Origin of the sequence: Clostridium intestinale (assembly GCF_035905475.1) — a bacterium.
GTDB classification, from domain to species: Bacteria; Bacillota; Clostridia; order Clostridiales; family Clostridiaceae; genus Clostridium_T; species Clostridium_T intestinale.
Window position 1 is genome coordinate 2,947,427 of record NZ_CP121166.1, and the last position, 12,710, is coordinate 2,960,136.

Sequence of the window (12,710 nt, forward strand, 5' to 3'; positions counted from 1 at the left end):
TTCTCCCCCTATATTATTGTAACCTAAATTTAGGTAATTAACAATTATGCATTTTCTTTTAATGCTTTTACTTGAGCTGTTAATTCTGGAAGAACTTTTGTTAAATCTCCAACTATAGCATAGTCAGCTAACTTCATTATAGGTGCATTAGCATCTTTGTTTACTGCTATTATTAAATCGGAATCTTGCATACCAGCAACGTGTTGTATAGCTCCTGATATACCACATGCTATATATATAGTTGGTCTAACTGTTTTTCCTGTTTGACCTACTTGTAAATTTTTATCTAACCATTCTTTTTCTATAGCTGCTCTTGAACCACCAACAGTTCCACCTAAAGCTTCTGCTAATTCTTCTAATAGTTTGAAGTTTTCTTTAGATCCAACTCCTCTACCACCAGAAACTATGAAATTAGCTTCACTTATATCAACTATATCTTTTTTCTCTTTAACTATTTCTATAACTTTTGTTCTTACATCTTCTTGTGTAAGTTTAACGTCAACTTTTATTATTTCAGCATTGTTTCCAGCTTTTTCTGATTTTGAGAAAACACCAGGTCTTACTGTAGCCATTTGTGGTCTATGATCTTGACAAGCTATAGTAGCCATTAAGTTACCACCAAAAGCTGGTCTTGTAGCTAATAAGAACTTTCCATTTTCATCTATATCTAATGAAGTACAGTCTGCTGTTAATCCAGTTGTTAATCTAGCTGCTACTCTAGGACCTAAATCTCTTCCTACAAATGTAGCTCCTATAAATAATATTTCTGGTTTTCTATCATTTGCAAGGTCACAAATAACCTTTGTATATCCGTCAGTTGTATAATGAGTTAGTAATTCATGTTCAGCTACTAAAACTTCGTCTGCTCCATGAGTAGCTAATTCTTCTACTAAATTTGATACATTATTTCCAAGAAGTAAAGCCGTAAGTTTTACTCCTAATTTATCTGCAATTTTTCTACCTTCGCCTAATAATTCAAGAGAAACCTTTTGAAGTTCTCCTTCTCTTTGCTCAGCGAAAACCCAAACTCCTTTGTAATCTGCTATATTACTCATTACTCTTACCTCCTAATATTAGATGTAGTGTTTTTCTTTTAATTTTTCTAAAACGTAACTAGCTGCTTCTTTTGCTGGTTTTTCAACTAATTCTCCAGCTCCCTTAGTTTCCTTAGTCATAGATTTCTTAACCTTAGTTGGAGAACCTGGCAATCCAAGCTCAGCTTTATCTACATCAATATCATTCACTGACCAAACTTTTATTTCAGCATCTTTAGTATCAAATATACTTGCGATGTTCATATATCTTGGTTTATTTAATTCTTTTATTGCTGTTAATAATACTGGTGTTTTTACTTCAACTAATTCATATCCATCTTCTAATGCTCTGTTTATAGTTAATAAATCACCATTTACTTTTACTTCTTGAACGTAAGTTACTTGTGGAATATTTAAATGTTCAGCTATTTCTGGTCCAACTTGTGCAGTATCTCCATCAATCGCTTGTCTTCCAGCAAATATTATATCGTATTCTAATTTCTTTAAAACTCCTGCTAATGCTTTTGAAGTTGCAAGCGTATCTGATCCTGCAAATGCTCTATCAGTTATTAATATAGCTTCATCTGCTCCCATAGATAATGCTTCTCTTAAAGCATCCTTTGCTTGTGGAGGTCCCATACTTACTATTGTAACTGTTGCTCCGTAAGTTTCTTTAAGAACTAATGCTTCTTCTAATGCGTGTTTATCTTCTGGATTTATAATTGATGGAACTCCATCTCTTATAAGTGTTCCTGTTTTTGGATCTATTCTTACAGCTGTTGTATCTGGAACTTGCTTTAAACAAACTACTATTTTCATATTATTAAGCCTCCCTTAATTACTTTATAACATTTGCAGCGATAACCATTCTTTGAACTTCTGAAGTTCCTTCATAGATTTCAGTTATCTTAGCATCTCTCATTAATCTTTCTACTGGATATTCTTTAGTATATCCGTATCCACCAAATATTTGAACTGCTTTAGTTGTTACTTCCATAGCTACTTCTGACGCAAATAATTTTGCTCTTGCAGCATCTAATGAATATGGAATCCCTTGATCTTTAAGCCATGCAGCTTTATAAACAAGTTGTCTTGCAGCTTCTACTTTAACATCCATATCAGCTATCATCCATTGTAATCCTTGGAATGCTGAAAGTGGTCTACCAAATTGTTTTCTTTCTTGCATGTAAGCAATTGCTTCTTCTAAAGCTCCTGCAGCAAGTCCTAATGCTTGAGCAGCTATACCAATTCTTCCTCCATCAAGAGTTTTCATTGCTATACCAAAGCCTTTTCCTTCAGCTCCTAATAAGTTTTCTTTTGGAACTATACAGTTTTCCATGATAAGTTCTGTAGTTGAAGATGCTCTTATACCCATCTTGTTTTCTAATTTACCTATTGAGAATCCTGGGAAGCTTTTTTCTACTATGAAAGCAGATATTCCTTTTGTTCCTTTGCTTCTATCTGTCATAGCAAATATTATGAAAGTTTCTGCAACTCCACCATTTGTTATGAATATTTTTGATCCGTTTAATATATAATTATCTCCATCTAAAACAGCAGTAGTTTGTTGTCCTGATGCATCTGTACCAGCACCTGGTTCAGTTAATCCGAAAGCACCAAGTTTTTCACCTTTAGCTAATGCTGGAAGATATTTTTCTTTTTGTGCTGCATTACCAAATGCGTCAACTACACATGCACATAATGAAGTATGAGCTGAAACTATAACTCCGTGAGTTCCACATACCTTTGATAATTCTTCTACTGTCATTATATATGATAAGGTGTCTCCACCAGCTCCACCATATTCTTTTTTAAATGGAATACCTAACATTCCAAGTTTAGCCATCTTTTTAGTGTTTTCCATTGGAAACTCTTCTGTTTCATCAATTTCACCTGCTATAGGCTTTACTTCATTTAATGCAAATTCTCTAACCATTTGTCTTACTAATTGTTGTTCTTTTGTCAATGCGAAATTCATATTTTTACCTCCTTAATTCGTACCTTAATTATTTGTTTTGGAAGCTTTTAGCTCTTCTTTCGATAAAAGCATTCATTCCTTCTTTTTGATCTTCTGTTGAGAAACATTTTCCGAAATCTTGTGCTTCTATTGCTATTGCTTCATCTATATTAACTTGCATTCCTCTGTTTATTGCATCTTTGCATAGCTTAACTGCTATAGGTGCATTTTCTGCTATTTTATTAGCCATAGCAAAAGCTTCTTCCATAAGATTTTCTAGAGGAACAACTTTATTAACTAATCCAATTCTTAATGCTTCGTCAGCTTTAATAATGTCACATGTATAAATTAATTCTTTAGCTTTTCCTAATCCAACTAATCTTGGTAATCTTTGAGTTCCACCAAAACCTGGAGTTATTCCTAGACCAACTTCTGGTTGTGCGAATTTTGCTTTTTCAGATGCTATTCTTATATCACATGACATAGCAAGTTCACAACCTCCACCTAGAGCAAAACCTGATATAGCAGCTATTACTGGCTTGTCTAAATTCTCTAATCTTCTAAAAACTTTATTGCCTAAAACACCGAATTCTTCACCTTGTGCTTCGTTTAAATCTTTCATTTCTGAAATATCTGCGCCTGCAACAAATGACTTTTCACCAGCACCTGTTAAAATAACTACATAGCAGTCTTTATCATTTTCTAATTCGTTAATAACTACGTCTAAATCCTTTAATGTTTCTGAGTTTAAAGCATTTAAAGCCTTTGGTCTATTGATAGTCACTACCGCAACTCTTTCTTTCTTTTCAAGAGTAACATTTTTTAATTCCATGGTGGTAATCCTCCTTAAAATGTAAAGCTAAATTTTTAGTAGGTTTCATTATACAATTTCAGACAAATTATTGGTTTTTTGTTAAATTATATAACCGTTTTATTAACTCTTTGTTAATATTATAACAATTAATTTCAAAAAAAATGACCAACTCTTTGACTTCAATATGATTATAATATGTATAAAAGTTATTTGCAAGGCTTTTATGGCATTTTTCTCTATTAAATAAATTAATATCAAAGCTGTTTTATCTCTTACCAGGATAAAATTGTATTTAATATAAAATTCATCCTATCCATATTGATAATACTGTGTCAAATAAATTCACAGTTTTTTTAATAAAAAAAAGAGAGGTTTCCCTCTCTATTGATCTTTTTCATTCAATAAATATATTAATGTAAGCACACTTTCACTTAAGTGAACATTTTCTATTGTTATATCCTCTGGGGCATCTAAATCAATAGGAGCAAAATTCCATATACCTTTAACTCCTCCTTGAACTAATTTATCACATACCTTTTGAGCATTATTTTTAGGTACGCATATTACCCCTATATCAACTATATTATTTTTCAAATATTCAGGTACTCTATCTATGTCTTGTATCTCTATGTCTCTTATTTTTATTCCTACAAGTTTAGGATTTGCGTCAAAAATACCAATTATATTAAACCCAAATCTATCAAATCTATAGTTAGCAATTGCCTGACCTATATTACCAGCACCTATTATTATTGTATTATAATCTTTATTTAATCCTAAGATAGAACTGATTTGAGCATGAAGTTCTCTAACATTGTATCCGTAACCTTGCTGTCCAAAGTCTCCAAAACAATTCAAATCTTGACGTATTTGTGATGCTGTAAAACCTATCTTTTCACTTAATTCTTTTGAGCTTATTCTATCCACGTCATTTCTTAGAAGCTCTCCTAAGTATCTATGGTATTTAGGCAATCTTTTTATAACTGCCATTGATATATTTTTTTTCTTTTCCATATTCGCACCTCTTTCAATATTTCTCTATACACCAAATGTCAAATTCTAAATTGTGAAATTATTATATATTTTTACTCATATTTATATTCTTAAATAGAATTATCAGTATATTTATCATAAATACCCTATATTAATTCTTAACTATACTATTTTATCACAAATACTGCATATTATCTAGTATTGTAAATGTTTAATATAATTATTACTATACTAATTATTATATATCAATATCCATTTAATAACAAAACTTTTGTTTTAAACTTATAGTAATACTACTTTTCTCATAATTATTGAATAATAATTCTTCAAATAGTATAATTTAACTAAAGAATATTTTGGAGGTGTTTTAATGTTAAGTGATAAATTACAAGCCGCTTTAAATGAACAAGTAAACTATGAACTTTATTCTTCTTATAGCTATTTAGCTATGTCTGCTTATTGTGAAACTTTAGATTTACCTGGTTTCGCTAATTTTTTCAGAGTTCAGGCCCAAGAAGAACTTTCTCATGCTATGAAGTTCTATGATTACATATTTCAAAAAAATGGAGAAGTTAAACTTAAAACTATTGAACAACCACTTTTAGGTTTTGATAGTGTAATCCATGCTTTTGAAACTGCCTATGAACACGAACAAGGTGTTACAAAAAGAATTTACAATCTAACAGATTTAGCTACAGAAGAAAAAGAACATGCAACTATAAGTTTATTAAAATGGTTTATAGATGAACAAGTTGAAGAGGAAGATACTTTTAACAAGCTTATAAAGAAGTTAAAAAGATCAATAGAAAATCCTGCTGCACTTTATATGCTGGATGATGAGCTTGCTCAAAGAGTATACACTCCCCCAACTACTACTGTATAAAATCTAATTATTATATTAAAAAATGAGACTTATATATAGCTCAACCCTTGCTATATATAAGTCTCACAATTTTAATTAAGATTCAAACCTAATTGTTGATAATCTAAAACAGGAAATTCCTGTAGCTACTCCCTTATGCCTGAAAGTATTCTCAACCAAATAGATTATATTTAAAATATCATAGTTTGTCAATATAAATCGAATTATGACTTTTAATATTTATCAGCTCTTCTTAAACCCATAATAGTAAAAATAATTCCTAACATTATAATTATAATGCTCATATTAAATAACATAAAAACACCTCTATATTTAATTCATCTAAAGTATATTACTTACACTTATTTTCTTCAATAACTATATATTTAACTATTAAACTTTAAATCTTACTATAACTAGCTATTAAATCAAATATCTTCGTTTTTCTCAATATAGCAGTATTTTTCTATCTTTCTGAAAGACTATATAAAGAAGCATATATCCCATCATTTTTTATTAACTCTTTATGAGTTCCTTTTTCAGCTATTCCCTCTGGTGTTAATACAACAATCTCGTCTGCATTCTTTATCGTTGATAGTCTGTGAGCTACTATTAATGTTGTTCTACCTATTGTTAGTTCTTCTAATGATTTTTGTATTATCATCTCAGTTGTGTTATCAAGTGCAGATGTAGCTTCATCTAAAATAAGTATCTTAGGGTTCTTTAAAAACACTCTAGCTATTGATAATCTTTGTTTTTGTCCACCTGAGAGCTTTAATCCTTTTTCTCCAATATAAGTATTATATCCATCAGGTAAATTTATAATAAACTCATGTATATTAGCTCTTCTAGCAGCCTCAACTACTTCTTCTTCTGAAGCTTCTGGATTTCCATAAAGAATATTTTCTAATATAGTTCCAGTAAATAAGAATACATCTTGCTGAACTATTCCTATATTTTTTCTTAAAGATTCTCTATTAACAGCAGTTATATCTACTCCATCAATCTTTATTATACCTCCATCAAGTTCATAGAACCTAGGAACTAAGTGACAGAGAGTAGTTTTTCCTCCACCAGATGGACCAACTAATGCAACTGTTTGTCCAGATTTTATATTTAGATTCAAATCTTGTAATACATGTGTTTCTTCGTCATCATATTTAAAACTAACACCTTCAAATTCTATATTTCCGTCTACAGTTCCCATCTCAGTAGCTTTTTCAGAATCTTCCTCTTCTTGTTCAGCCATAAGTTCTTGGAATCTTTCAAATCCAGTCATTCCTGATTGTAACTGCTCAACAAAATTTATCAATCTCTTTATCGGATCCATAAAAAGTTTTATATATAATAAATATGCAACATAATCACCAATGGTTATATATCCTTTGAATGTAAAGAACCCGCCTATACTTAATACTATTAGACTAAGTATATCAACAATAAAGAACATTCCAGAATAAAATTCTGCCATAGCTTTATATGCATATTCTCTTGCTTTTCTAAATTTATTATTACCTACTTGAAATTTATCTATTTCGTATTTAGTATTAGTAAAAGCCCTTGATACTCTTATTCCTGCAATAGAGTTTTCTAATGACGCATTTACATCCCCTATTTCTATTCTAGTTTTCTTAAAAGCATCATTCATTTTAATTCTTTTCTTTATTGCATACCATATTAAAACAGGTATAAATGCAAAAGTTATAAGTGTCAGTGGTATATTTATAGTACATAAAACTATAAATGATCCTATAAGCATTATTAATGATATAAATAAATCCTCTGGACCATGGTGTGCTAATTCTGATATCTCCATTAAATCATTCATTATTCTAGACATTATAACACCAGTTTTATTATTATCAAAATAATTGAATGGAAGCTTTTGTAGATGTTTAAAAATCTTTTTTCTCATGTCAGCTTGCATTCTTACACCAACTACATGTCCCCAATATTGAATGAAATAGTTTAAGACTAATTTTAATGCATATATAAATATTAAGGTTATACTCCAAACAACAAGTAACCTTAAATTTTGATTTGGTACATAATCATTTATTATATTTCTGGTAATCATAGGATAAAATAAATCACATATTGATACTAAAAATGCACAGAACATATCAATAGCAAATAATTTTTTATGTGGCTTATAATATTTTACAAATTCTTTAATCAAAATATCCCTCCTTAGTTAGATAATTTCATCATTCTATTATAGCATTTTGAAAATTTATTGCAAATTTCAACAAAATAAAAAAATAGCTATAAAAGCTATTTTAATAAATGTAATTATTCACATTTTCACATAATGATATATTGAGCTTATCATCTTTTAATATCTTTTTATATGAGCATAAAAATTCGTTTAATTCATTATCTGTTAAATCTATTTTTCCTGAGCTATTAATCATAACTTCATTATTATCTAAATATATTGTGATATCATTTTTACTATTTTTTATAGAATAGTTCTGTATACTTTTAGTAGTAAGTCTATTTTTATACTTTTCCTGAAAACCTATTACTTTCCTAGCTTCTTCATAATTTGCTCCATTTAAATCTACTCCCATAGTCTTCATCTGCGCTTCTAGGTTTTCAGCATCAAAACCATATCTTTTCATAATTTCTTTTTGAATATTTACTAACTTTTCCTGAGATATGTTATTTTCAGCAGTATATTTATTAATTTCCTTCATCATATCTGCCATAGTTATTTTCCCTTGCGTTAAGTCATAATATAAGGAATAAATATATGTTTCAAATTTATCTATATCTTTATCTCTAGCTTTGTTCTTGAGGTCATTAAAGTCTATAATTCTATCATCCATAGCCATTCCTCCAATACTCTGTATACTAACTATTATAATAGATTTTTATGTATAATGGAACTAATTGAAATTTAATAACATTTAATTTAAGCCCTCTATTATATTATACTCCTTATTTGCTTCTGTTTTTAAAATTTCTTCAATATCTACAAAAACGATAGAAAACTTATTTTTATTGCCTTCACTTATCTTAATTGCCTTTGCTTCAACTTTCCCGCAATATACTATTACACCCTCGAATATATTATTTTTTATCATAGCTCCTATAAAATCCAATACAACTTCACTATCAACAGATTCCTTACTGCATCTTAATAATACTTTCTTATCTTCTTTTCTACATATAATCTCTTTTATTGTATTTTTATTATTAAGTATTCCAAAGTTCTCATATCCTAGTTCCTTAAAATAACCTTCGCAAAATAATATATACTCGTAATCAGTTAATCTATTTATTTCCTTGATATTTAGTAGTTTATTCTTAAGCGCTTCTAATCTCTCTTCTTTTCCCCTAATGACTTTTACAATGTTAATAAAGTTTTGTAGCAAAATTATTGACTTTAAAGATACTATAACTAATAGCGTTCCATATATAACTCCATAAAAACTATCTAAAATACTCATAACGCCCTCCTTAATACCACAATTGTCTTTTTTTATTACATATAGAATCTCCATCAATTAAACTTATATTAAATTTATCTGATATTGATTTAATATACGCTTTAGATTCTTCATCAAAGGCACTCGATGTTATAAATACTCCTTGAATCAGATTCTTCGATGCCATAAACCCAACCTCTTGTTGTAATGATTCTACCCCTATCTTACCAGAAGAACTATATATCATTTTCATCAATCCCAAAGAAGAGTTTTTTTCATAAATAAACTTAGTTTCACTTTTATTTTTATTTGCATATTCACGTATGAACTTGTATCCCATTTTATTTACAAGCTCTTTAATCCAATCATAGAATTCATACTCATCTAATTCTTTTAAATCCTCTGCAGATATGAATCCATATTCTAAAAAATCTCTATTAAACTGCTTTTCTTTGTATATGTTAAAATTATTAAGACTTTTCTCTAACAAATTAATTATAAATATAGCAATTAATAAAATAATTATTTTAGTCATTTATTTTCTCCTTTTTCTGAATAGCTAATTTTACTCTCTCTATCCTCTTATCACCTAAAGTATCTACGTTTATTAGTAGATTATCATATTCTATTAAAGTATTATCTGCTTCTTTAGGTATGTTTCCTAACTTCTCCAACATAAATCCACCAATAGTTTCTGCATATTGAGAAATTATCTCTGTATGTAGTTCTTCATTAATATCTTCTAGTGAACACTTGCCATCTATGCTATAGGTATTGGCATCAAGTTTAATAATAGAATTTTCCTCATCATCATATTCATCAGATATATCTCCCATAACCTCTTCTATTATATCTTCTATAGTTACTATTCCCGAAAACCCTCCATACTCATCTATTAAAATAGCCATATGATTTTTACTTGTTTTCAATTCTTTAAACAATTCGTCTATGTTTTTATTCTCTGGTACAAAATAGGCTGGTTTTATAACTTTTCTAATATCTGTACTTTCTATGTCCCCTTTTAACAAATTAGTTAGTATATCTTTTATATTAAGGACACCTATTATATTATCTATATCCTCTTCATATATAGGAATTCTTGAGAATTTTTCACTTATTAATTCATCAATAATTTCTCTAAAATTTTCTTCTGCATTAATCATATACACTTCTGTTCTAGGTGTCATTATTTCTCGTGCAACTTTATCATCAAATTCAAATATTCCATCTAACATATCTCTTTCAGTTTTATTTATGACTCCATGCTCTTCCCCTATATTAATAAGAGACTTTATCTCCTCTTCTGTTACTTTTTCCTCCAAGCCTTCTGTGCTTATACCTAATATTCTTATCAAGAGATTTGTAGATGCTGAAAGAAACTTAACAAATGGCTTAGCTATTTTAGATAAAAATACAATTATCTTAATTGAAAACATAGCAACAACTTCAGCCTTTTGCAAAGCTATTCTCTTAGGTAACAGTTCACCTAAAACCAAAGTCAAATATGATATTACTATGGTTGTTAGTATTAGTGCTATTTGCTGACTATAGGGAATATTATAATAACTTAGTTTGGTAGCAAAATTATTGGAAATACCAGTAGCTGCTGAAGCACTAGCAAAAAATCCAGCTAATGTAATTCCAACTTGTATAGTAGCTAAAAAATTACTTGGTTCATCTAGTAGTTTTATTAATGCTTCTGCTTTTTTATTTCCTTCAGCTGCTAACATGTTTATTTTATTTTTATTTAAAGAAACTATTGCCATTTCTGAGGCAGCAAAAAAGGCATTTATACACACTAATATCAAAATTATAATAATACTGCTTAACGAATTTTCTTCCATTAAAAACACTCCCTCATAATTGCATTTTACTATTTTAAGTATTGAACTATTTAGGCTTTGTTATTCAATATTATCGATTAATGTTATAATATTTATGTTAATAAGAAAGGGGCTTTAAAAATGTTAGGAACTATAGTTAATTTTTTTACTATTTTTGTTGGTGGAATAATTGGGGTGTTATTAAAAGGTGGACTACCTAAGAGATTTACCGATACTATTATGAGCGGTGTAGCTTTATGTGTAATATACATAGGTATTTCAGGCACTTTAAAAGGTGAGAATATGTTACTAATTGTAATTTCTATAGCTATTGGTTCATTACTTGGTGAATTAATAAATATTGATGAGAAATTAATTCTTTTAGGTAACTTCATAGAAAATAAAGCTAAGAGTTTTTCTAAAGATACGTCTATATCATTAGGTTTTGTCACTGCTAGTTTATTATTTTGCGTTGGAGCTATGGCAGTTGTGGGTTCGCTTGAAAGCGGAATTTTAGGCAAATATGATATTTTGTTTACAAAATCAATTTTAGATGGGGTTACAGCACTAATTCTTTCTTCTACCTTAGGTATAGGTGTTATATTATCTGCTTTTAGTGTATTAGTTTATCAAGGTCTTATCACTCTAGCAGCATCATTACTTCAAAATATTTTAACTACCCCTATTGTAAATGAAATGAGCGCTGTAGGTAGTCTTTTAATCATTGGGATAGGGCTAAACATGTTAGGAATTACAAAAATTAAGGTAGCTAATATGTTGCCTGCTATATTTATACCTATCATCTATGGGTTATTCTTTTAAAGTTAAAAGCGAGCTATATTAGCCCGCTTTTATTATAATCCTAAAAGTTTAAGTATATTATCTATTCTTCTTAATCCAAAATCTACTGGTTTTATGTCTAAATATTTTACGCCTCTTTTGCTTAAATCCTCTTTTACCTTAGCTTGTACTAATATCATTTCTGGTGACATCAAAACCACATCTACACCGTCTAGCACGTCAACATATTCATTTTCATCAGCGAATACCCATTCAAATGGCAGATTATTATTTTCTCTATAAGCTTCTGCATCCTTTTTAAAGGCCTTAGATTGTCCTGTTTTTTTGCACATTACTAATACTTTATTCATTTAAATCATCCCTTCTTGCTACTAAAATTATAAAAATATTTTACCCACTACTATTTTATCACTTATAATAACATTTACAAAGAGTTCCTGAATATTTTTTATTATTCTATTGAAATTATTAATTTCTTAACAATATCCTCAATAGATTGTCTTTCTTCTATAGTAATAATATTATTTTCAGCTTCACTTTCATTATATATTTTTACAAACAAAGCCTCGTTTTCTCTTCCTTTATTACTTAACATCATGTAGCACATTCTTTTATCTGATTCCGAATATTTTTTTTCAATTAAATCATATCTTATAAGCTTATTTACTAACTGAGTTACTGTCGACTTATCTTTATTTATAAAAGAAGCTATCTCTTTCATACAAAGTCGTTTTTCCTTAGAAAATATTATTCCAATTAATATAGCAAAATGTGATGCTCCTAATCCAATAAAATTTTCTTGTTTTAATTTGTTTTCTATAGAATTATTATATTTGTCCAAGAATTTACTAAATAAAACACTTATTTCTCTATACACTACGCAACCCTCATATCTATATGTATTTATTTTCCTATAATACTATTATCGTACATGTAGTAGAAACTTTAGCATAAAAATTAGCTATTACACCAACATTATATAGCCGGTGCAA

General features: G+C 28.9%; 14 protein-coding genes. 2 read left to right on the forward strand and 12 right to left on the reverse strand.

Annotated features, from left to right (window positions below; translation table 11 throughout):
- Nucleotides 1-44 precede the first annotated feature (44 nt).
- From P8F83_RS15160 to P8F83_RS15180, 5 genes are all read right to left on the reverse strand, one after another.
- On the reverse strand, nt 45-1,055 hold the full coding sequence (locus P8F83_RS15160) for an electron transfer flavoprotein subunit alpha/FixB family protein (RefSeq protein WP_315113483.1): 1,011 nt from the start codon (nt 1,053-1,055) through the stop codon (nt 45-47).
- 18 nt (nt 1,056-1,073) lie between these two features.
- Nucleotides 1,074-1,853 (reverse strand): electron transfer flavoprotein subunit beta/FixA family protein, encoded by a 780-nt coding sequence (locus tag P8F83_RS15165; RefSeq protein WP_315113487.1) that lies wholly within the window; start codon nt 1,851-1,853, stop codon nt 1,074-1,076.
- Nucleotides 1,854-1,872: 19 nt separating this feature from the next.
- Nucleotides 1,873-3,012: an acyl-CoA dehydrogenase gene (locus tag P8F83_RS15170; RefSeq protein ID WP_326511782.1), complete on the reverse strand. Its 1,140-nt coding sequence runs from the start codon at nt 3,010-3,012 to the stop codon at nt 1,873-1,875.
- A 28-nt stretch (nt 3,013-3,040) separates the two neighbouring features.
- On the reverse strand, nt 3,041-3,823 hold the full coding sequence (locus P8F83_RS15175) for a short-chain-enoyl-CoA hydratase (RefSeq protein ID WP_326511783.1): 783 nt from the start codon (nt 3,821-3,823) through the stop codon (nt 3,041-3,043).
- 363 nt (nt 3,824-4,186) lie between these two features.
- Nucleotides 4,187-4,819 (reverse strand): redox-sensing transcriptional repressor Rex, encoded by a 633-nt coding sequence (locus P8F83_RS15180; protein WP_021800319.1) that lies wholly within the window; start codon nt 4,817-4,819, stop codon nt 4,187-4,189.
- Between the two features lie 349 nt (nt 4,820-5,168).
- Here P8F83_RS15180 and P8F83_RS15185 point away from each other — a divergent pair, with 349 nt between their 5' ends.
- Entirely contained in the window at nt 5,169-5,681 is a 513-nt protein-coding gene (locus tag P8F83_RS15185) for a ferritin (RefSeq protein WP_286909712.1), read from the forward strand.
- A gap of 445 nt (nt 5,682-6,126) precedes the next feature.
- Here the strand turns inward: P8F83_RS15185 and P8F83_RS15190 are convergent, their stop codons facing one another.
- From P8F83_RS15190 to P8F83_RS15210, 5 genes are all read right to left on the reverse strand, one after another.
- Nucleotides 6,127-7,839, reverse strand: coding sequence for an ABC transporter ATP-binding protein (locus P8F83_RS15190; protein ID WP_326511784.1), 1,713 nt, complete (start codon nt 7,837-7,839; stop codon nt 6,127-6,129).
- Nucleotides 7,840-7,939: 100 nt separating this feature from the next.
- Complete coding sequence (locus tag P8F83_RS15195) at nt 7,940-8,491, reverse strand: DUF3867 domain-containing protein (protein ID WP_238903331.1); 552 nt, start codon at nt 8,489-8,491, stop codon at nt 7,940-7,942.
- An 81-nt stretch (nt 8,492-8,572) separates the two neighbouring features.
- Nucleotides 8,573-9,115 carry a restriction endonuclease gene (locus P8F83_RS15200; RefSeq protein WP_326511785.1) on the reverse strand — a complete coding sequence of 181 codons (543 nt, stop codon included), beginning with the start codon at nt 9,113-9,115 and terminating at the stop codon, nt 8,573-8,575.
- Between the two features lie 10 nt (nt 9,116-9,125).
- Nucleotides 9,126-9,629, reverse strand: a complete 504-nt coding sequence (locus tag P8F83_RS15205) for a restriction endonuclease (RefSeq protein WP_326511786.1) — start codon at nt 9,627-9,629, stop codon at nt 9,126-9,128.
- The gene (locus tag P8F83_RS15210; RefSeq protein ID WP_326511787.1) at nt 9,622-10,938 is read right to left on the reverse strand and encodes a hemolysin family protein; all 1,317 of its coding nucleotides are present in this window, start codon (nt 10,936-10,938) and stop codon (nt 9,622-9,624) included. Before P8F83_RS15210 ends, P8F83_RS15205 begins: the two co-directional genes overlap by 8 nt.
- A gap of 120 nt (nt 10,939-11,058) precedes the next feature.
- On the opposite strand from P8F83_RS15210, the gene P8F83_RS15215 reads away from it, so the two are divergent.
- A complete protein-coding gene (locus P8F83_RS15215; RefSeq protein ID WP_326511788.1) occupies nt 11,059-11,739 on the forward strand; it encodes a DUF554 domain-containing protein in 681 nt (226 codons plus the stop codon).
- 32 nt (nt 11,740-11,771) lie between these two features.
- Here the strand turns inward: P8F83_RS15215 and P8F83_RS15220 are convergent, their stop codons facing one another.
- Both P8F83_RS15220 and P8F83_RS15225 read right to left on the reverse strand, forming a co-directional pair.
- Nucleotides 11,772-12,068: a hypothetical protein gene (locus P8F83_RS15220; protein WP_073021549.1), complete on the reverse strand. Its 297-nt coding sequence runs from the start codon at nt 12,066-12,068 to the stop codon at nt 11,772-11,774.
- Nucleotides 12,069-12,169: 101 nt separating this feature from the next.
- A complete protein-coding gene (locus tag P8F83_RS15225; protein WP_326511789.1) occupies nt 12,170-12,595 on the reverse strand; it encodes a MarR family winged helix-turn-helix transcriptional regulator in 426 nt (141 codons plus the stop codon).
- Nucleotides 12,596-12,710: the final 115 nt, after the last annotated feature.